The organism is Arthrobacter stackebrandtii (assembly GCF_017876675.1).
GTDB lineage: Bacteria > Actinomycetota > Actinomycetes > Actinomycetales > Micrococcaceae > Specibacter > Specibacter stackebrandtii.
Genome location: NZ_JAGIOI010000001.1, coordinates 848,374 through 868,610, shown reverse-complemented (window position 1 = coordinate 868,610; position 20,237 = coordinate 848,374). Strand labels below are relative to the sequence as shown.

Below are 20,237 nucleotides of genomic sequence, written 5' to 3'. Positions count from 1 at the left end.
CGACCATTGGCTGGGAATACGCTGGATATTCCGTGGGTAAGTACTGTCAGCTTACGCCCAGCGAGTTCCCAGTTGCTAGTACGGGACGTGAAAGATTTCCCCATGCAGCCCGGATGCCGCGGACGCCGGCAGGACCAGCCGCTTCAGAAACCCGGTGTCGCCGCTGGCAAGGGCCCAGTCCAGCAGGCGTTCGCGCATGTCCTCGAGGTCGGGCGCGCAGGAGCTTTCCACGGCCAGGTTGCGCTGCTCTCCGGGGTCCGCAGCCAAGTTGTGCAACTGTTCGCGGTGCGTGCCCCAGCTGTACACGGCATATTTCCAGTCCCCGTGGATGAGCGCGCGCCCGGAGGTGCCGGCGCCGGGCAGTGCGGACGCGTCCTGGAACGAGGTTTGCACCACCACCGGCGCGCCGTCGCCGTCCAGGGCCGACGCCGTCGCGAGGCCGTCCGGTGCCGCAATCCCCGCGATCTGGCACAGCGTGGGCAGCAGCCCCAGCACGGCGGCCACGGGCTCCCCGACCACTCCCGCCGGACGCCCCGGAACATGGACCATGAAGGGAACCTTGATGCATTCCTGGTGCAGTGCGGTCTTTTGGTTCCAGCCGTGGGAGGCGTCGCCGTCGCCGTGGTCGCTGACAAAGACGACGGCGGTGCCCGCCAGGTCGATCCCTTCCAGCAGCTGCCCAATGCGTTGGTCAAGGCGGGCCACCAGCGCGGCGTAGGCCTGCCGGTACTGGCGCCATTCATCCGGGCCATACCCTGCCGTCCCGTAGAGGCGCGCGGCGGCCAGCTGTTCCATCCCCGGGGCCTCGGGCGCGTATGGCGCCTTGTGGAAATTGGGCGGCAGGGGCGGCGAATCCGCTGCGGCAACCCGGGGAACGGGACCATACGGCATGGGCTGGGAGCGGGCGTATTCGCAGATGGTGTGGGGGTCGTCGAAGGAAGCGACAAGGAAGAACGGGCGTTCCTTCGCGGGCCCGCCGGGCACCGGGCGCGAGGGCTTCCCCCGGCCCCCGAGCCACGCGTGGCATGACTCCACCAGGCCCTCGTCGCCAAAGGGGTGGATGGGGTCGAATCCGTCATCCGCGGTGGCGCTGGCCTGGAGGGCATGCCACTTGCCTGCGTAGGCACAGTCGTAGCCCGCGGCCGTGAACCAGTGCCCCAGCGACTCCGGGCCGTGGCCGGGTTCGGCGGGCCCCGGCGTGCCGCCGCCCTGCCCGGCCTCGTTCAACTTGTTGGACATGATGCCCAGCTGGTGCGGGTACTTCCCGGTGACCATGGCGCTGCGGGCCGGCACGCACAGCGGAAACGGCGTGTACGCCTCGGTGAACACGGTGGAAGAGGCCGCCAGCCGGTCAAGGTTCGGCGTGCTGAAATGTGCATGCTCCGGGCGCGGGCGCGTCAGGGCATGGGCGGCGAACTGGTCGGCCATGATGAGCAGGATGTTCATGCTTGTACTCCCATGTTGGTTTCTGCCGGCTCCGCCAGCGCAGCCAGGGCAGCGGCTCCGGTCCATGTTTGTCCGGCTGCGGCCAGGGCCGCGGCAAGTTCCCGGGCCATGGCCCTGACCATGTGGGGATCGGCGATGTTGTGCAATTCGAACGGGTCGTTCACGAGGTCGTAGACGGCCGTGCTGAGACCGTCCTGCGCGTTGAACCGGGCAATGATCTTTCCCGTGGCGGTGCGCAGGCCCCGGATGTCCACATCGCCTTTGTTGCGCGGGTAGTAGAAATACAGGGACGACGGCGCACCGTGGCTGCCAGCTGCGTCCCCCATTCGTGCGGGCTCGCCCCGGGCAAGGAGCGCGGGTGAGAGGTCGCGGCCGGCCATGGCGGACGGCACGTCGGCGCCGCGGCCCAGCAGTCCCAGAATGGTGGGGGCGATGTCGATGCTGGAGATTCCCGCATTCTCGGCCGCTGATGCCTCGAGCCGCCCGGACCAGCGCAGAACAAAGGGGATGCGCATCGATTCCTCGTAGGGCACGTTCTTGTAGAGCAGGCCGTGGCTGCCCATTTGCTGTCCGTGGTCGGAGGTGAAGATGACCAGTGTGTCCTGGGCCAGGCCCAGTTCGTCCAGCGTCTGGAGGAGCCGGCCCACCTGGGCATCAATGGCGGTGACGGCCGCGTAGTAGAGGGGCGCGATGGCCGCAGCTTCCCGCCCCACGTCGGTATGCAGCTCCACATTGGGCCGGTTCAGCAAAACCTCAGGTGCCAGGGATGCGTAGCTGGTGTCGTAGTCCGGCGGCAGCTGGTCGAAGGGCTGGTGCGGCGGGTTCCAGGACACGGCCAGGGCAAACGGCGTTGGATCGGCCCCGTTTGAGCCTTTACCGGAGGCCTGCTTGAGGAACTCAATGGCCACGTCCGTCTCATGGGCGGCCGACCACCCGGTGACGTTGCTGCGCTGGTGCCTCGCAGCGTTGCTTGTCCAGTAATGAGGGGTGAGGTGCTCATCGCAGCAGCCGTAGGAATACCAATAATCAAAGCCATGGCGGCGGTCCGGCGGCGACCAGGCGTCCCAGTAGCGCCCGTCCTCGAGCGGTCCGGCACCGTGGATGGCGTCCTCGGGCACGGGCGCCTCGAGGTGCCACTTGCCAATGTAACCGGTGTTGTAGCCGGCATCGCGCAGTACGGCCGCCCAGGACGGGGCGTCCGGGCGCAGGCCCACACCCCATTCGGCCGTCTCTGAATTGACGTTGTGGGTGACGCCATTGGCTTCCGGGTACTGCCCGCTCATCATCATGGCCCGGTGGGGGCTGCATACCGGGTAGCTGCTGACAGCGTTGGTGAGGGACACGCCGTCGGACGCCATGGCATCCAAAAACGGGGTGGAAACAGGGTCGCCGCCCGGTTCCAGGCACATGGCCCGGAACTGGTCGGCGACGATGAACAGCAGGTTGGGTGCAGGCACTACTTGCCCATGCCCAGGGTCAGGCCCTCGGTGAGGCGGCGGCCCAGCCAGATGTAGATGATCAGCATGGGCAGGACCACGATGCAGAGGCCCGCGAACAGGCCGCCCCAGTCGGCGCCGGAATACGTCTGCTGCTGCACAAACGAAATCAAGGCAACGGGCAGGGTGTATTTCTCGGTGGACTGGATCAAGGTCAGCGCCAGCAGGGTCTCGTTCCAGTGCGCCACGACCTGCAGGACGAACGCGGTCAGGATGCCGCCCTTGGCCAGGGGGAGCGTGATCTGGACGAAGGTGCGCAGGGCTGAGGCGCCGTCAAGCGCGGCGGCCTCCTCCATTTCCAGCGGCAGGCTGCGGAAGAACGCCGTCAGCAGGAACACCGTGAACGGCATGGAGCTGGCAATGTAGACCAGGTTCAGCCCGATCAGGCTGTCGGTCAGGTACACCTTGTTGAGCATGACGAACAGCGGGATCAGGATGACCTGCGTCGGGACGCCCAGGCCGAGGATGAAGTACAACGTCAACCCGTTGGTCAGGCGGCTCTCCACCCGCGCCAGGTAGTACGCGGCCGGGGCGGCGAGGGCGACTGCCAGGAATGACGACACTGCCGTGGTGACGGCGGAGTTCAAGGTGGCGGTGGCGAAATCGCTGACCGTCCAGGCAGTGACGAAGTTGGAGAAGTCGAGGGTCTCCGGCATGCCCCAGGGGCTGGCGAGAATGGAGCGGGTGTCCCGGAATGCCTGCAGGACCATCCACACAAGCATGGCGATGCTGACGGCGACGACGGCCCACAGCAGGAACACGCCGATGCTGCGGATGATGTTGCTTTCGGCGCGCAGGGCCGGGCTGACGCCGCGGTGGTTCTTGGTGCGCCGGGGCGTGCCGGCGGTGCGGCGGCCGTTCTTGCCGGGGCCGTCCGTGCCGGCCGGGGGAGTCTCTTCGGGTGCGGTGAGGGTAGACATGGAACGATCCTTAGAATTCAACGGCGTCGCGGCGCATGGCGCGGCGCAGGAGCACGACGAGGACGGAAACCAGCGCCAGGGAGATGATGGCGGAGGCGGTGGCTGCGCCGTAGGCGGGTGTGGACTGTCCCGAGAATGCCGTGACGTAGGTGTACACGGCCGTGGTCCAGCTCTGGGTCGGCGGAATGCCGGCGCCGCTGCTGCCGCCAAAGACCCAGATGATCTCGAAGATCTTGATGGATGAGATGGTCCACAGCACGGCGCAGGTGCCGAACACGTCCCATGTCAGGGGCAGGATGACGTAGCGCAGGCGCTGCCACGCATTGGCGCCGGCCAGGGCGCAGTCCTCGTAGTAGTACGGCGGAATGCGGTCGACGCCGGCCATCAGGATCGTGGTGAAGTAGCCGGTGGTGACGGCCACCAGGGTTGCCATGATGAGCGGGAAGATGTTGTCCTGGGCCAGCCATGCCGGCGGTTCCGAGACGCCCAGCGGCTTGAGCAGGGAGTTGACCATGCCGCCAGGGTTGAAGATGAACCCTGCCAGGATGCCGAAGACCAGGGCGTTGATCAGGTGCGGGAAGAAGATGACGTTGCGGACGACCTTTTTCCCCGCCATGTCGCGCAGGACGAGTGTCATGGCAAAGGCCAGGACAAAGATCGTGATGCCCACAACGAAAAGGAGCAGGAGGGTGTTGCCAAAGGACTTCATGAACAGCTCGTCCCGGAACACCATGATGTAGTTCTTCACGCCCACAAACGTCATGGGGCCGGAGCCCGCCCATTCGTGCAGGCTGATCCAGGCTGCACCAATGGCGGGAATGATGAAGAGGATCGTGTAGACGATGAAAGCCGGGCCGACGAAAGGCACCAGCAGCTTGCGCCGCTGCCTTTCGATGCTGCTGCCCTGCCCCCGCTCCGCGGCAACTGCCGCGGAGCGGGAACGGCGTGCGGTTGTGCTGGACATCAGCTGTTGTCCTTCCAGTACTGGATGGTTGCGTTCTTCATCTTTTCGACGAATTCGGTGGCGTTGATCTTGCCCAGGAACAGCTCGTCGTCGATGGGCCAGAAGACCTTTTCCACGTAGCCGGGGAACGTGACGCCGTCATTCTGCAGGTAGATTTCCTCGGCACTGTCCAGGGACTTCTTGACCGACGCCATTTCCGGGGCCGTGGCGGCGTCGGTGCGGATGGGCAGGACCTTGGCATCGGTGCCGTAGGCGTCCTGGTACTCCTTCTTCAGCATGTGGGTTGCCAGCTTCTGCGCCAGCTCAGTGTTCTTGGCCTTTTTGGGGATGGCCCAGCCAACAAAGTCGGCACGCACGGAGGAGGGCTTGCCTTCAACGGGAGGGAACGGGAAGGAGGAGAACTTGAAGTCCTCGGACGCGTAGGTGCCTGTCTCGGTGGGGATCCAGGAACCGTTGAACAGCATCTCGGCGCCGCCCGTGGCCCAGACCTGCTGCTGGGCGGGCCACTTGCTGGCGTTGTATCCCTTGATCAGGTAGCCGCCCTGGGCGATCTGTTCAACCTTCTTGGCGGCCTCGAGGACGCTGGGCGCATCCCATGCCGCGCCGGTCTTGTCCTCGACGACCTTGGCGAAGGAACCGGTGCCGTCGGTGCGGACCAGGGCGGTGGTGAACCACATGGAGTTGTAGCCGGCAATGTCGCCGTCGGCTGCCATCGGGACCTTGCCGGCGGCCTTATATGTGTCCAGCAGGTCGATGAAGTCGTCCCAGGACGCCGGAGGGTTGCTCTCCAGCTCCGGGTTGGCTCCGGCGTCATACCAGATGCCGTCGGAGCTGAGGCTGTACGGCAGCATCCACGGCTTGCCGTCCGCGTCGGAGATGTTGGAGACGGCGAGGTATTTCTCCGGGATCAGCTCGGAGACCTTGGTGCCTTCCACCTCGGAGGCGTAGGCGCCGTCCAGGGGCAGGGCCTCGCCGGTGTTGCCCAGCACGGGGGCCAGCTTGGCGTAGGGGCCGTCCACAATGTCGGGGACGTTGTTGGTGTTCAGAGCCGGGACCAGCTTCTGGATGTTGGAGCGGCCCTGCCACTGCACCTTGACGGTGGACCCGGTCTCCTTTTCGAAGTCGGCGATGGCCTTTTCGAGCACCAGCTGCTGCGGCTCGCCCACCTTCCACATGGACCAGTACGTCAACGTGCCGCCTTCGGTGTCACCGCCTCCCGTGGAGGTGCCGGCGCCGCCGCACGCCGACAGTGCCAGTGCGGCACCGGCCATCATTGCCATAGCCCGGGCAAAACGGAATTTGCTTGCCATTGAATACACCCTTGTTTCAAATAGTTGTGCCGTTCATCACGGATGAGTGACAACACTCAAACAGCCCGCAAAGAGATGATTCAAGTAGTACTTGGGAGTATCTTTGCGGCAATATTCCGGCTACCCTCAAGGAAATCGCGCAGCCGGGCATAGTGGCGGGCCAGGGTAGGGTCAAGTCCTTGCGACATTGGCAGAGGAATTTTCTTAGTCCTTATTTATTCCTCTCTTATCCCCTTGGCACACTCGATCCATGCAACGGCATGAAAGGGAGCCTTGAAGAAGAAACCACTCGTCGGAAGGATCCGTGACGCGGACTCGAGGGAGCTGAAATTCCAGGCGCTCGCCGGCGATTTGCGCCGCGGCATCCTTGCCGGCACCTGGGCCGTGGGCGCCAAGCTGCCCACCGAGGCGCAGCTGGCTGCCGAGACGGGGCTCTCCCTCACCACGGTGCGCCGGGCGTATGAGGAACTGGAACAGGCCCGGCTGGTGGTGCGCCGCCAGGGCTCGGGGAGCTTCGTGGCCGAGCGCCAGCCTGCCCGGCGCCGGTCCCGCTTCACGGTTGGCGTGCTGCTGCCCGACACCCAGCTGTACTACCCCCGCGTGCTGCAGGGTCTCGAGGAAACGCTGTCGGCGCAGGATGTGAGCCTGCGCCTGGCCACCTACAACTACAAGCCGGAGCGCGAGGATTCCAGCATCCAGTTCCTGATTGACTCCGGCGTGGACGGGCTGATCCTTGTCCCCACGCTGACGGGCATTCCCGATCCGCAACGGCGCGTGCGGGAGCTGACGGGACTGAACGTTCCCGTCGTCCTGCTTGAACGCAGCCTGATGGACCTGGGGCCGGGGGACCGGACGGAGCATGTCTGTTCCGACCACCAGGGCGGCGCCTACGACGCCGTCGCGCACCTGCGCGGCCTGGGCCACCGGCGCGTCGGGCTGCTGACCCGAACAAGCAACCCGACGGAGCCGGCCATCGTGGCCGGGTATGAGCGCGCCGCCGCGGACCTCGGCTTTGACCCGCTCGTCCTGCAGGCGCTGAAGAACGAATGGGAGGACGGCGCCGCGGAGCAGCTGCTGCAGCAGCTCATGGCCGCCGGGGCAACGGCCGCACTGGTCTTCGGCGACCGGGAGGCGGCGTTGCTTGAGGCTGCAGCCCGGCGGGCCGGCATCACCATCCCGGACCAGCTCGCCCTGGTCTCCTACGACGACGAACTGGCAGACCTCGCGGAAGTGCCGCTGACCGCAGTGTCCCCGGCAAAACACCGGATGGGCAAGATGGCGGCCGAAATCCTGCTGCGCCGCCTGGTTGAAGGCGAAGACTGCCCCGTCCACCAGGTGCGGCTGCGGCCGCGGCTGGTGGTCAGGGACTCCTGCGGCGCCAAAACCAACGCCGGCGACGGCGTCCACAAATGACAACACAAGCAATAGAGAAGAGTGAGCCATGCGCTTGGGAATTATTGGGGCGGGCGCTGTAGCCGGTCTCCACGCACAGGGTGCCGACGACATTGCGGGCTTGTCCCTGGCGGCAGTCTGCGACCTGAAGGCGGACGCTGCGGCCAAGGTGGCGGAACCCTGGGGCGCCGCCGTCTACACCGACTACCGGCAGATGCTGGCAGCGGGTGTTGTGGACGCCGTCGTGATCAACACCCCGCACAGCCTGCACAAGGAGATGGTGCTCGCCGCGGCGGCCCACGGTGTGCATGTCCTGGTGGAAAAACCCGTGGCCACCACGTTGGAGGACGCCCGGACCATGGAGGATGCGTGCGCTGCGGCCGGGGTGGTCATGGTGGTGGGCATGATCCAGCACTTCATGGCGGAGAAGCTGGCGCTGCGGACCGCCCTCGACGCCGGACGGCTGGGCAGGGTGTTGATGGTCCACGACTACCGCAGCACCGACTACCGCCCCGGCAGCCGCCCGGACTGGTTCTTTGACAAGGCCGTCTCCGGCGGCGGCGCCTTCATCAACATCGGCGCCCACTGCCTGGACCGCAGCCTGTGGCTGGGCGGGGCGCCCGCGGCGCGGATCACCGCCACGGTGCTCAACCGCTTCGGCTCTCCCGTGGAAACCGACGGCACCATGGAACTGCTCCTGGAAAACGGCGTCCAGCTGCGCATCACCATCGCCTCCGACTGCCCCAACAACATCGACGAGATGCTCGTGGTGGGCGAGCTGGGCACCGCCACTGTGGACCCCCGGCGCGGGACATTCATGGAGATCGACGGTGAACGCACCGTCCTGCACACCACCTCGCCGCACGACATCCAGAACGCGTTCACGGCGCAGCTCGCGGACTTCAAGGCGGCTGTGGGCGGCGCCGCGCCCGCCGTCAGCCTGGCACACGCCAGCCACGTGGTGGAACTGGTGCTCGCCGCCTACGCCGCCGCCGAGACCGGCACGGCCGTGGAACTGGCGCCCGTCCCCGTCCCCTGACCCGCAGCTCACGGGCCGCCGGCCGGTTCGCATTTCATCGCAAAAAGCACGACGGCGGGAGGCCACCTTAGTTTGCCAAAGGTGGCCTCCCGCCGTCGTGCTGTGGGTGGGTGCGCGGGATCAGCGGTGCAAGGCCAGCTCCACCGTCCGGCCCATCAGCCCGGCCGTGCTGACCGTGACCACCGTGTTTCCGCCGCCGTCCAGGGCCAGGGTGGCGCCAGTGCCGGACGTGACACGGCGGTAGGCTGTGCCGGCCAGCGTCACGGTGATGGAGTCCGCCGCCTGGGTGGGGTCGGAGACCGCGAGCCGGCCGTGGCCCGGATTGCCGTCAAACATGACACAGGCGGCCCTGTCGGCGCTGATGTCACCGACGGTTCCGTCCTGCCAGAACACGGCGGCCGAGTCCTTGTTGCCGAACGACACGCCCTGCCCGACGGCGTCGTTGCGGAGCACCGACGGGGCCTTGCGCGCGGCCTGCTCCGTCTTCTTGGCGGTGGCTCCGGGGAGCAGCGCATAGGCGTAGCCGGCGTCGGGTCCGGTGCCGTGGTCGATCAGCAAGGTGGCGTACTCGCGCTCGAGCGGGTCCGCCGGGCCTCCGGTGTTGACTTTCTTCCAGGAACCTTCGCGCCGCTCCCGCAGCACCGTCAGCGGCTCCGCACCCAGCAGCAGGTAGCCGCCCGTGCCGTCCACGTGCGCCCACGTTGCACCCTGGTGCACCGCGGAGGTGCCGGCAGGCGCGGTGTGGGGTGCGCCGTCGACCGTCATGGCTGCACCGCCTTCGGCGCCGAGGTTGCGGTGCTCCACGATGGTTTCCACCGTGGCGCCGCTCGTGGTGTGGATGTCTGCGCCGAGGGCCACCACCATGTCGGGGCTGTAGAACCAGGCCTTGCGGGCAGACATGCCGGTCTTGCCCGGGGCGATGAGGTGCATGCCGGCCACGCCGTTTTCGCCGAGCGTGGCACCTCCCGTCCACTCGTTTTTGGGCGTGACGGCACCCCACTGGCCCTCCACCCTGGGCGGCAGGGGAGTGGTGTCCACCGTGGTGCCGGGCAGCTTTGCGAGATTCGCGGTGGGCCAGAAGCCGTCGTCGTAGTGGTCCGGCTTGCCGGTGTAGAGGTAGGTCATGCCGGAACCGGTCTGGGCGCCGAGGTCATTTTCGCCGTTGCCGCATTCGTACCAGGCGATGCGGTTGCTGCACAGGCCCAGCGCCGCGGCCCAGCCGTTGCCGCGGTACACGGAACGGTCCATGCCGGCGAAGAAGCTGTGGCCCGGCGTTTCCGCCATGGCGGCGGAGCCGGAGCCGGCGAGCTCCTTCAGCAGCGCTGTGCGCGGGATGGACGCACCCTGCAGCGGGCTGCGGTAGCTGTTGCGGTCCATCCAGCCCCGGCACAGTCCGCGCCAGCGCGCCGCGGTGGCCGGGTCGACGGCGCGGGCGAGCAGCAGCACGGACTCGATGGCCATGTTGCCGTTGTCGTAGCTGCGCTCCTGCGTGCGGGAAATGGCGCGCCCGCGCACCGAGTCCATCATCTGGCCGTTGTGCAGGAACGGGGCGAAGGAGTCCTCGACGGTCTTGAACAGGATGTCGCGGCTCGGGTCCGAGACGGCATGCTCCGATTCGCCGAGAAGGGAGAACAGCTTGGCCAGGCCGCTGAGCAGCACCAGGCCGTAGGTCCCCGTGTAGGCAATGGTGGAGTGCTGGACGAACGAGCCGTCGGTGAAGAATCCGTTGCCGCTCGTGACGTACTGCCACACGTCGCTCAGCGCATTGACCGCCGCCGCGAGCCGCACGGGGTCGTTGCCCACGATGGAGCGGACAATGATGCCCTGGCAGATGTCCACGCGGTTGGCGCCTTCGGAAATGATCTTGCCGCGCTCATCCGAGAACTGCATGGTGGGTTCCGGGATGAAGTGGTCGACGGCGGCCATGTACCGTCCCAGCAGGTCCTCCGGCACGTGGCTGCCGAGGATGGCCAGTGCCTCGCCCAGCGGGCGCGGGACGCCGATTTCCCAGTTCCACCAGTTGCCGAACTCCTGCTGGTCCTTGTTGTAGATGAGCCGGTTGCTGTCCTCCAGCCCCGCGAGGGCGTGGGACAGCAGGGTGGCGCTGCCCTCGTGCTGCGAGCCGGGGGTGGTCCACGCCGCGGCCATCTGTGCCAGCCGCTTGAACGTGGTGACCATGTGGACGTCGGAGGTGAAGGGGTTGTCGCTGAAGACCTGCGGCCGGGCGCCTTCCGGCAGCAGCCTGGCGAGGGATTCGCTGACCGCGGCGTCCAGTGCGGCCAGGGACCCGGCATAGTCTGCGTCGCCTGCCGAGACCAGCCTGCGGCCGGTGACCTGGTCCGCCCACCGCTCGCGCAGGGCATGCATGTCATCCGGGCTGGCTTGTTCCACGGCCTGGGCCAGCGGTGCGAAACCGCCCGCCAGCAGTCCGGCAAATGTCAGGGCACCGGCGCCCTGCAGGAGGTGGCGGCGGGAGAGTCCATGCGTCATTGCATATTTCCTTTGTTGATCCGGCCCCGGTTCTTGGTGCCGGGACGCTGAGGTACCTGGCAGTCAAGCGCAGGCCTGCGGAAGGAATAAAGGAGTACTTCCGGGATTGGACCTTTCGGACAGTCCTCCGGCACCGTGCGGAAGCCCTCAAGCAGTGAAAATCGGTGCGGCCTGGGCCATTGTTCATGTGGTGGCGAGGTCCTTCTTGAATCATCGCTTCACGGGCATATGTACTGTGGATCACATTTGCTTTTCCCCAGTGTTCCCCTCAGGAGGACGATCCTTATGCCCGGTCCATTCACGAATATCAGCCGACGCGGCCTGCTTGCCGCTGCAACTGCCGGCGCGGCCACGGTGGCGGTTGCACCCTTGTCGCCAGCCGGTGCCGAGAGCCCGCCGTCGGAGCCAGTCGCGGACATCCCCGCCGTGCCACCTGCAACGCTGGCGGAGCTGGAAGCCAAGGCAATGATGCTAAAACCGCCGGTATTCCTGTTGGAAACGGCAGTTCCCACACAGTTCAGTACCTCCGGCAAGTCGCAACTGGGCATTGTGTCCGAGGTCAACCACACTGGCAACTCGAGCTTGCGGTGGGATTACGAATCCCAAGCCGTGCTCACAGTTCAGGCGCCCCTTGGGATTGTGCCGCCCTCGGCTGCCTCTGGAGGAAACGGTGCGGACATTGGTCTTGACGTCAATACCCTGGCTTTCTGGACTCTTCTATATCTGTCAAGCCGCTTCCTGCACCTTTGTCGCCTGAGCCGCGGCAGTCAGAATCCTGAACACCCGACGGGCCAGATAGCGCTTGATGCAACGTCGGATTTCTTTGTCGGTCTTACCTTCGGCACGTCGTTTCTCGACGTAGTCGCAGGTTTCAGAGTCGTAGGTCATCCTGGTGATCGCGGCCATGTGAAGAGCACTGTTGAGCCTTCTATCGCCTCCACGGTTCAGCCGATGCCGAACGGTGTTCCCGGACGATGCGGGGATGGGATTCACGCCGGCCAGACAGGAGAAGGCAGCCTCGCTACGGACCCGTCCCTCGTGCGACCACGCCACCAGACATTTCGCCGCGGCGACCGCCTGGAATCCCTTCTCCTCAAGCAGGGGCGCGGCTTCGCTGACCTTGACCAGCTCGTCCAGCTTTTGCTCGTTGGACTCCAACTGCTCACCGAGGTCCAGGATGTGTTTGGCGAGGCGGACCGCCTCGGAGCGGGCGATACTCAAAGCCAGTTCTTCCACGCGTTCACGCCAGCGTGAGATCTCCTCGATCTGGACTGGGGTGAGCTTCCTGCGGGCATCAATGCCGAGATTGTTACTTCGTACCAAAGCGTTCAATGCGTTGATCGAACGGGTACGGCCCTTGGTCATGGACTCGCGGGCGGTGACCAGGATCCGCAAGCCTTGGCGGATCCCTTCATTCAAGCGGGGGCAGCGCAGTTTCTCGACCGGCAACGACAGCACGGCCATGCCCATCCGGTGGGCGTCCAAGGCATCGGTTTTACCGACACCGCGGTTCTTCTTGGCATCCATACGAGGAGCCTCGGTAACGGGGAATCCATGGGCGGCTACGGTACCGGCGAGGATCGCTCCGTAGGACGCGGCTCCCTCGATAACCCAGAGGGTATCGGCGTCGGCGTTGGTGCGGCGTGCGACCCATTTGATGGCGCGGTTGATACCGGCCGCGGTAGTCGGGAAAGACTGCGTATCCAGCAGTGCGCCATTGGTGGCGTCAAGGATGGCGTAGACGTGGTTGCGTGCGTGAGTGTCGACACCCACGACAAATGGGTGGCAATGAGAGACGATAGACAGAGCGGTCACCGTGCTTTTCCTTTTGTGATGGACTTGGTTGGTGGCCGTTGACGGCCGGTACAAGTCCGGGTAGGAATCACTACGGAACAGAACTGTGAGGGGTCACGCCCGTGAGGGTGGACAATCTTCTAATCAAGCTACCGTGGTGGGCCGGACGGGTACCGGCCGAACCATCCTGGTAGACGGACAAGTCCACAAAAGGACACCATGAGGGTCAGTTGTACCAAGGGTCACGCCTGCAGTGTGGAGCGGCCGGTAACTATCCTGCCAGCCAGTCCCAGACCAGCTAAAACAAGTCTCACAGGTGTACCAGTCCACGGCGTCGCCCGGGAAGCTGCGCATCGAAGCCGGACGAGGGCAGCGCACGGATGCCTGGTGCGAGATGAGCCTGGACTTCACCGGCTGGCGGACGGCATGGATCCGCTACGAGGACATGGATGGGAAGGTGCATGCAGACATGGACACACTCCGTTTCATTGCCCCGTCCGATGCCGGAACCCTTCACCTCGACCAACTAATCGTCAACCGGCCGCTGCGTTCAAACTTTCCCAGCCCGGACAGGCAGGCGCCGTTCGTCAACCCCGGGGTCCACACGGATGCGAACCAGCATTGGCAGGACCTGCTCTGGTTCTCCCGGCTGGCCGCCCAACAGCTGCCTGCGCCGGAACCCACTGCCGGGCAGCTGGCCGACCTCGCCGCGGTCAAGGAAGCCTATGGCCAGTCTGTCCGCAAGCAAGTAAAAGTCACGGCACCCTCCGTTGAGGTGCTCGTGGTGAAGGTCGACGCACTGGGAGTGCCGCAGTCAGGTGTTCTGGGTGGCGGAAAGCCGATCAATGGCTACCAGACCACCATCTACCCGCCGGCCATCGCGGCTGACATCAACAGGCTCGCACCGACGATTGCGTTGAAGGACTTTACCAACCAAATGTTTGAGGTGGCCTCGGCCTATGACTCGACAAAAGACCCCGATCTGCAGGGCAGTTTGGCCGAGTTGTATCTCCGGTTGCTTGACTACTTCCACGACCAAGGTTGGACCGAAGGGAGCGTCCAGGGGACCATCCACCATCTTGGCTACCAGAACCGTGGCTTCTACGATTCGGTGTGGTTGATGCGGGAGTTGCTGGCATCGCGGGGCAGGCTCGACGAAGTCCGTGGAACCCTGCACTGGATGGCGGGCTTGGGCAGGATTCGGATGGGGGAGGAGCACGCCGAGGTGTTGTACAACGGCATTTTCGACATCCTCAACACGACGTTGCATCCCTTGCTTGGCAGTGTCTTGATCACCGAGGGTGAGGCATCCCAAGTGGCCCACCTGAGCTTGTTGCAGCAGTGGCTGAACAATGCCATTGTTCCTTCGCCGGGGATCCAGAGCGGGTTCAAGCCGGACTCCGCAACCTTCCACCACATGGGCCACTATCCGGCCTACGCGCGGGACGGGCTCACGGGCGGCTCAACAACGCTTGCCGTGCTCTCCGGCACCAGCTTTGCAATCTCCCCGGAATCGCACGAGCGCTGGAACCGGGCCCTGCTGTCGATGCGTTTCTACTCCAACAAGAGCAACTTTCCAATCAGCCTTTCCGGCAGGCACCCCAAGGGCGGCGAATCGCTGAAGCTGGGCGGCTACGAGATGATGACTCTGGCCGGAAGCCCGGACGGCAACCTGGCCTTGGATCCGGTCATGGGTGCTGCGTTCCTGCGGCTTCTGCCGGCAAAGCCCTCTTCGGCGCAACGAGCCTTGGCGGAGCAGCTGGCGGCAGCAGGCGTAGTTGCGGAACCGGATCCGAGCGGGTGCCAGGTGATGAACCATGCCGCGCTGGTATCGCAGCGGCGGGACAGCTGGCTGGTTTCCGTCCGCGGGCACAACCGGCACCTCTGGTCCGCCGAGATTTATGGCGGTTCCAACGAGTACGGCCGCTACATCACCTATGGCCAGGTGCAGGTGATGGGCGGCGGTGATCCGGTGAGCAATGCAGGATCGGGCTTTGTCCAACCTGGCTGGGACTGGAACAGGTTCCCGGGGACCACCGCTATCCAGCTCCCCTTTGAGCGGTTGGCCGCCGCAATCCACCCCTTGGGTGAGGAGATGCTGCTGACAGACCAGCGTTTGGGCGGTGGCGGTGCGATCGGCGGCAGGAACGGGGCGTTCCTTATGAGCCTGCATGAAAGCGAGGTCCATGACGGCTCGTTTTATGCCCGCAAGTCGGTGTTCCTCTTTGACAACAGGGTGGTGGCTCTAGGCAGTGGGATCGAGAACCGCGACCGCACCAACACCACCCAAACCACGCTGTTCCAATGCCACCTGGCCGATGTGTCCGTGCCGACGCAAGATTCGCGGGAGGGCGCGGTTACAGCCCTTCCCTATAGCAAGGGCGCAAATCTCACGGATTCTGTTTGGCTCCTGGACCCGCAAAATGTCGGCTACTACATACCGCGGGGTCAGCGGCTGGAAGTATCCCGGTCAGTTCAGACGGCGCCGGACCAGAGCGGCAAGGCCGAGGGCGCCTTGCCGTATGCGACAGCAGTCCTTGACCACGGCACCAAGCCCAAGCGCGGAAAATATGAGTACGCCATGGTGGTGGGCACAACAGCGGAGGCCATGACGTCCTTCTCAGCCGAGATGGGTGGGCGGAACGGCGCCCCGTACCAGGTGATCCGGCATGATGACACAGCGCATGTGGTGCACGACCGGGACACTGGAATCACTGCCTTGGCCGTGTTTGAGGCCGCCAAGAAACTCACCGACGGTGTGGTCATGGCAGTCGACGCTCCCTCCGTGGTGCTGGTCCAGCCTGACGGCGAGGACCTGATTCTCTCTGTGACCGACCCTGACCTCCGCTTCTACAACGGAAAGGACAAATCCGATCCGTTGCTCTCCCCGTATGGAGCGCCGTGGCGCCGCTCGCCCAGCCAGGGAAGCCTCATCACGGTGGAGCTGGAAGGTGCGTGGGACACCCAGGAGCAGGGTGTGACGGTGCGCGCCGGGCGCCGCACCACAAAAATCATCGTGCCTTGCGCGGACGGCCTGAGCAGTGAACTGCGGCTGACGAGGTCCTAGGCAGGCACAGGGGCACGAGAGACCGCGCCGGCCGGCCCGTTCGGCCGGCGCGGCGCAGGGCGGGCCACTGCATTGCCCGGCTACACGCCATCCCAATTGGGGCCGGTGAATGCACCCAGCGGGTCCGAACCCACCGATGGAACTGCCGGCCCCCCGGTGGCCGGAACATTCCAGGAACCCACCGGCAGATGCTGCCCGGCACCGGCAACCGGCAGCGCGGCACCATCGAATTCCGGCACCCCATGCCGCGCAAACCAGCCGGCCAACTGCACGCGGAGACCCGGCAGCGCGGGGTGGGGAACGGCGTCGTGCATCAGATTCACGCGCTCGCCGGGATCCGCCACCAGGTCATACAGTTCATGCGGACCGTGCGGATGGCGGTGCACGTACTTGTGTTCGTGCGTGCGGATCATGCGGACGGGCCCGTATTCGTCATAAACCACCACGGCCCCGTCCGCCCGTTCAGTTGCGGCGGGGCCGCCGTCAGCGTGGCGCAGCAGAGGTGCGAACGAGGCGCCGGGGCCGGTCTCGAAGGGGGCGGGGTCCAGGCCGGCGAGGTCCAGAATGGTGGCGGCGACGTCGTAGGCGGAGAGCAGCTCGTGGCGGACCTGGTCCGCGGCGATGCGGCCCGGCCAGTGGAAGATGGCGGGGACCTTCACGGAGGAGTCGTACATGTTTTGCGGGAACGTGCCGTTGCCCTTGCCCCACACGCCATGGTGGCCGCAATTGAAGCCGTTGTCCGAGCTGAAGATGACCAGCGTGTTCTGCTGCAGGCCCAATTCCTCCAGCTGGTCCATGATCCGGCCGATCGCGGCATCCATGGCGCTAACCGCCGCGAAATAGCCGACGAGCGCAGCCCGGACGTCCGGTTCGCCGCCGATGGCGACGCCGTCAACGGTGGGCTGCCAGGGGTGCGGCTCCTCCTGCGGGCAGCTGTCGAAAGTACAGTCCTTGTAGAGGTCCTCGAACTCCTTCGGGTGCTGGCCCTTCCACGGCTTGTGCGGGGCCGTGTAGTTCACGGCCAGGAAGAACGGCTCGGTTCCTGTTTTGGCGCCGGCACCATCGTGTGTTGGGGGCGCCTGCCGTGCGGCTTCCCGGGACAGGAACGCCTGCGCATCCTCGGTGATGGCGTCCGTCAGGTACGTGGTGGTTTCCTCGCGCTCGCCGTTGCGGTACATGGTGGCCTTTGTGTAGGGGCTGCCGCCGCCCTCCAATCCGTACCAGTGCACGAATCCCTTGCGCGGGGCGTCGTTGGCGCCCATGTGCCACTTGCCGGAGAGCCCCATGCGGTAGCCGTTCTCCGCCAGCACGTCGGTGAAAATCGCCTGCCCGGCCAGGTAATCGGGGGCCCCTGCGCCCACCTCGGTGCCCGTCAGGTAGTCGTGGACGCCGTGGCGCGACGGGACCTGTCCCGTCATCAGGCTGGCCCGGGCCGGGGAGCAGACGGGAGAGACGCAGAAAAAGTTCTCCAGCCGGGTGCCCTCCTCCGCCAGCCCGTCCAGCACCGGCGTGCGGATGTCCTCGTTGCCGGCGCAGCCCAGCGCCCACGGGCCCTGGTCGTCGCTGAGGAAAAACACAATGTTGGGCAGTTCGCGGGGCTGGGTGGACGTGCTGCTTGGGCGTGCCGGGCTGGCCATCGATGCTCCTTGAAAGGGGGTGAACCACCAGAGATACCAGTGTGCCACGGGAGGAATAAAGGAGTACTTGCTCCCTGGCGGAGCATTGATGGAAAGCGGTTGCCCGGCTAGTCTGGTACGGAAAACATCATTGCCGATGAAAGGGCCACCATGCCGTTGGCGTTCTCCACCCTGGGCTGTCCCGGGGACTCACTTGCGCAGGTTATTGACACCGCGCGGGCCGCTGGTGCCACAGGACTCGAGATCCGCGTGGCCGACGGCGAGTTCGCCCATCCCGGCATGGACGCCGCCGAGCGCGCCGCCATCGCTGCGGCACTGTGCGCCGCCGGTCTCGAGCTTGTGACGCTGGCCAGCTACGTCAAGGTGTGCGCACCCCTGGAGAAGTCCGACGGCGCATTGCCCACCCCGGGTGCCGCGGACGCCGCCGCGGGTGCCCCTGCAGGGGACGGCGCTGCCCACGGCGCGCACGGCGCAGCCGATCCGGTGCTCTCGGACTTGCTGGCCGCCGTCGAACTTGCCGCAGACCTCTCCCGGGGAAATGCCGGGGCGCCCGCACAGGTGCGCGTGTTCCCTGGGGCCGGGATTGAGCCGTGCAAAATGGGCCAGGCGGCGTCGGCGGCACACAAGGCGGCGGACCGGCTGGGTGCGGACCGGCTGAACGCGGCGGCGGCGCGGGCGCGGGAGCTGGGCGTGACGATGCTGCTGGAGACGCACGATTCACACCCGCGGGCCTCCGACATTGCGCGGCTTTTGCAGCACGTTGACGCGGATGCGCCGGTCAAGGTGATTTGGGACCTGATGCACCCGTGGCGCCATGACGAGGCGCCCGAGCGGACGGCGCAGCTGCTGGCGGATTCGCTGGCCTATGCCCAGTACAAGGACGGCGTGCGGAACCCGGGCGGCAACACGGTCACGCTTACGCTGCCGGGCGACGGGGAACTGCCGCTTGCGCAAATGCGCGAACTGGTGGCTGGCATATCTGAAGCGCATGGTGTCACAGATCCGTGGATTTCGCTGGAATGGGAGCGTGCCTGGCACCCGCAGCTGCCACCGGTCGCGGACGCGCTGGAATCGCTCAAGGCCGTCCTGGGCCTGGACGCCTGATCGTTCCTGCCGGCACGCCGCCCTTGTGACGGGCCGCCACTTGCCTGCCGCCGGGCCGCCGCACGCCGGGAACCCGGGCATCACACCCGAAATACACCCTTATATATAGGAGAAGTTATGCCGACCACCGCAACGACGCGACAGCCGAACATCATCGTCATTGTCTCGGATGACCACGGCTATGCCGACAGGTCCATCCTGGGCGTGCAGGACGATGTGCAAACCCCCTGCCTGGACCGGCTGGCGCAGGAGGGTGCGTCCTACACGAACGCGTACGTGACCGCGCCGATCTGCTCGCCGTCGCGGGCAGGGCTGGCGGCTGGGCAGTACCAGCAGCGGTGGGGTGCGCGCTGGTTCACGGACTCGGAGATCGGTCCCGAGAGCGTGCCCACCATGGCGGAACTGCTCCGCGGCGAAGGCTACACCACCGGCTACTTCGGGAAGGTCCATTACGGCACCGAACACCACGGCGACCGTGGAACCCCGCCGCAGCACGGCTATGACGAGTCCTTCTACGGGCTGGCCGGCGAATCCATGGGCCGGCTCAACTACCTCCACCACTCCGAGGACGCCGTGGAGGAATACGGCGAGGCGGCGTTCCCCATGGCCGTCCAGCCGTTGTGGAACGGAGAGGAGCCGCAGGAACTGGAGGGCTTCCTGACCGACGCCATCGGCGAAAGGACCCGCCAGTTTGTGGCGGAGCACGCCGACAAGCCGTTCCTGGCCACCGTGGCGTTCAACGCGGTGCACAACTTCTGCTGGCAGCTGCCTGCCGAGGAGCTGCAGAAACGCGGACTGCCCGCGTACGAGGACTGGAACCCAGGCGCGGGCCAGTACATCGACTGGTACGACGGCGCCATCAGCCCCCATTTGGAAAACGGCCGCGCCTACTACCTGGCGCAGCTGGAACTCATGGACGCGCAGATCGGGCTCATCCTCGACCAGCTCGACGAGCTGGGCCTGGCCGAGGACACCATCGTGGTCTACCTGACGGACAACGGCGGTTCCACGTGCAACTATGGCGTCAACCTGCCCCTGCGCGGCACGAAATACACGCTGTGGGAAGGCGGAGTGCGCGTGCCGTTCCTGCTGCGCTGGCCGGGCCGGGTGCCTGCCGGCGCCGTGCGCGAAGGGCTGACCAGCTCCATGGACATCCTGCCCACCGCCATGGCCGCAGCCGGGGCAGATCCTGCCGCCTACGCCACCAGCGACGGGCTCAATTTGCTCGCCACCGACGGCCACGAGACCCTGCACTGGGACTGCGGCTGGCAGTGGTCGGTACGCCGCGGCGACTGGAAACTGCACTGGGTCGAGCCCGGATCGCCCGTCGCGGAGGCCATCCGGGACGTCGAGCACGCCGAGCCCGGCAGCGGCTACTTCCTGTGCAACCTCGCCGCGGATCCTGCCGAGACCACCAACCTGTACGACGCCGAACCAACAGTCGCGGCCGAGCTCGCCGCCCTGCATGCGGCCTGGGTCGCGGACGTGGGCCAGGGGGAGGCAGCGGCCGGGCCGGCGGCGAAAACTGATTCCTAACATCTCCTTGTTTTCCTAACGGTATTAGGCACACAATGGGGA

At 66.0% G+C, this 20,237-nt stretch carries 13 protein-coding genes and 1 pseudogene; 6 read left to right on the top strand and 8 right to left on the bottom strand.

Going from position 1 to position 20,237, the window contains the following annotated elements; all coding sequences use genetic code 11:
• Window positions 1-75: 75 nt before the first annotated feature.
• Genes JOF48_RS03595 through JOF48_RS03575 form a run of 5 tightly spaced genes read right to left on the bottom strand, consistent with a single transcriptional unit; the run spans window position 76 to window position 6,136 of the window.
• The gene (locus JOF48_RS03595) at window positions 76-1,446 is read right to left on the bottom strand and encodes a sulfatase family protein (protein ID WP_209677378.1); all 1,371 of its coding nucleotides are present in this window, start codon (window positions 1,444-1,446) and stop codon (window positions 76-78) included.
• Window positions 1,443-2,903, bottom strand: a complete 1,461-nt coding sequence (locus JOF48_RS03590) for a sulfatase family protein (RefSeq protein WP_209677376.1) — start codon at window positions 2,901-2,903, stop codon at window positions 1,443-1,445. The genes JOF48_RS03595 and JOF48_RS03590 overlap by 4 nt, the downstream gene beginning before the upstream one ends.
• On the bottom strand, window positions 2,903-3,862 hold the full coding sequence (locus JOF48_RS03585; protein ID WP_209677374.1) for a carbohydrate ABC transporter permease: 960 nt from the start codon (window positions 3,860-3,862) through the stop codon (window positions 2,903-2,905). Before JOF48_RS03585 ends, JOF48_RS03590 begins: the two co-directional genes overlap by 1 nt.
• A 10-nt stretch (window positions 3,863-3,872) precedes the next feature.
• On the bottom strand, window positions 3,873-4,826 hold the full coding sequence (locus JOF48_RS03580) for a carbohydrate ABC transporter permease (protein ID WP_209677372.1): 954 nt from the start codon (window positions 4,824-4,826) through the stop codon (window positions 3,873-3,875).
• Complete coding sequence (locus JOF48_RS03575; RefSeq protein ID WP_209677370.1) at window positions 4,826-6,136, bottom strand: ABC transporter substrate-binding protein; 1,311 nt, start codon at window positions 6,134-6,136, stop codon at window positions 4,826-4,828. Before JOF48_RS03575 ends, JOF48_RS03580 begins: the two co-directional genes overlap by 1 nt.
• Window positions 6,137-6,409: 273 nt before the next feature.
• On the opposite strand from JOF48_RS03575, the gene JOF48_RS03570 reads away from it, so the two are divergent.
• Both JOF48_RS03570 and JOF48_RS03565 read left to right on the top strand, forming a co-directional pair.
• On the top strand, window positions 6,410-7,549 hold the full coding sequence (locus tag JOF48_RS03570; protein ID WP_209677368.1) for a LacI family DNA-binding transcriptional regulator: 1,140 nt from the start codon (window positions 6,410-6,412) through the stop codon (window positions 7,547-7,549).
• A gap of 28 nt (window positions 7,550-7,577) precedes the next feature.
• On the top strand, window positions 7,578-8,567 hold the full coding sequence (locus JOF48_RS03565) for a Gfo/Idh/MocA family protein (RefSeq protein WP_209677366.1): 990 nt from the start codon (window positions 7,578-7,580) through the stop codon (window positions 8,565-8,567).
• Window positions 8,568-8,687: 120 nt separating this feature from the next.
• On the opposite strand, the gene JOF48_RS03560 is transcribed toward JOF48_RS03565, so the two are convergent.
• Window positions 8,688-11,057 carry a polysaccharide lyase 8 family protein gene (locus tag JOF48_RS03560; RefSeq protein ID WP_209677364.1) on the bottom strand — a complete coding sequence of 790 codons (2,370 nt, stop codon included), beginning with the start codon at window positions 11,055-11,057 and terminating at the stop codon, window positions 8,688-8,690.
• A 228-nt stretch (window positions 11,058-11,285) separates the two neighbouring features.
• On the opposite strand from JOF48_RS03560, the pseudogene JOF48_RS20130 reads away from it, so the two are divergent.
• Window positions 11,286-11,696 (top strand): annotated as a pseudogene (locus JOF48_RS20130) (chondroitinase family protein); the annotation flags it as partial.
• 87 nt (window positions 11,697-11,783) lie between these two features.
• Here the strand turns inward: JOF48_RS20130 and JOF48_RS03550 are convergent.
• Window positions 11,784-12,872 carry an IS110 family RNA-guided transposase gene (locus JOF48_RS03550; RefSeq protein WP_209676708.1) on the bottom strand — a complete coding sequence of 363 codons (1,089 nt, stop codon included), beginning with the start codon at window positions 12,870-12,872 and terminating at the stop codon, window positions 11,784-11,786.
• A gap of 295 nt (window positions 12,873-13,167) precedes the next feature.
• On the opposite strand from JOF48_RS03550, the gene JOF48_RS19980 reads away from it, so the two are divergent.
• On the top strand, window positions 13,168-15,918 hold the full coding sequence (locus tag JOF48_RS19980; protein WP_209677362.1) for a chondroitinase family polysaccharide lyase: 2,751 nt from the start codon (window positions 13,168-13,170) through the stop codon (window positions 15,916-15,918).
• A gap of 80 nt (window positions 15,919-15,998) precedes the next feature.
• Here the strand turns inward: JOF48_RS19980 and JOF48_RS03540 are convergent, their stop codons facing one another.
• Window positions 15,999-17,555 (bottom strand): sulfatase-like hydrolase/transferase, encoded by a 1,557-nt coding sequence (locus JOF48_RS03540; RefSeq protein ID WP_209677360.1) that lies wholly within the window; start codon window positions 17,553-17,555, stop codon window positions 15,999-16,001.
• 150 nt (window positions 17,556-17,705) lie between these two features.
• Between JOF48_RS03540 and JOF48_RS03535 the strand changes: the two genes are divergently transcribed.
• Entirely contained in the window at window positions 17,706-18,659 is a 954-nt protein-coding gene (locus JOF48_RS03535) for a sugar phosphate isomerase/epimerase family protein (RefSeq protein ID WP_209677358.1), read from the top strand.
• 117 nt (window positions 18,660-18,776) lie between these two features.
• Window positions 18,777-20,195, top strand: a complete 1,419-nt coding sequence (locus tag JOF48_RS03530; RefSeq protein WP_209677356.1) for a sulfatase family protein — start codon at window positions 18,777-18,779, stop codon at window positions 20,193-20,195.
• The last annotated feature ends 42 nt before the right edge of the window (window positions 20,196-20,237 follow it).

Bases quoted from the DNA above. Each gene is read 5' to 3' on its own strand.
- JOF48_RS03595 (WP_209677378.1), bottom strand. From the start codon at position 1,446: ATGAACATCCTGCTCATCATGGCCGACCAGTTCGCCGCCCATGCCCTG.
- JOF48_RS03585 (WP_209677374.1), bottom strand. From the start codon at position 3,862: ATGTCTACCCTCACCGCACCCGAAGAGACTCCCCCGGCCGGCACGGAC.
- JOF48_RS03580 (WP_209677372.1), bottom strand. From the start codon at position 4,826: ATGTCCAGCACAACCGCACGCCGTTCCCGCTCCGCGGCAGTTGCCGCG.
- JOF48_RS03575 (WP_209677370.1), bottom strand. From the start codon at position 6,136: ATGGCAAGCAAATTCCGTTTTGCCCGGGCTATGGCAATGATGGCCGGT.
- JOF48_RS03565 (WP_209677366.1), top strand. From the start codon at position 7,578: ATGCGCTTGGGAATTATTGGGGCGGGCGCTGTAGCCGGTCTCCACGCA.
- JOF48_RS03560 (WP_209677364.1), bottom strand. From the start codon at position 11,057: ATGACGCATGGACTCTCCCGCCGCCACCTCCTGCAGGGCGCCGGTGCC.
- JOF48_RS03540 (WP_209677360.1), bottom strand. From the start codon at position 17,555: ATGGCCAGCCCGGCACGCCCAAGCAGCACGTCCACCCAGCCCCGCGAA.
- JOF48_RS03535 (WP_209677358.1), top strand. From the start codon at position 17,706: ATGCCGTTGGCGTTCTCCACCCTGGGCTGTCCCGGGGACTCACTTGCG.
- JOF48_RS03530 (WP_209677356.1), top strand. From the start codon at position 18,777: ATGCCGACCACCGCAACGACGCGACAGCCGAACATCATCGTCATTGTC.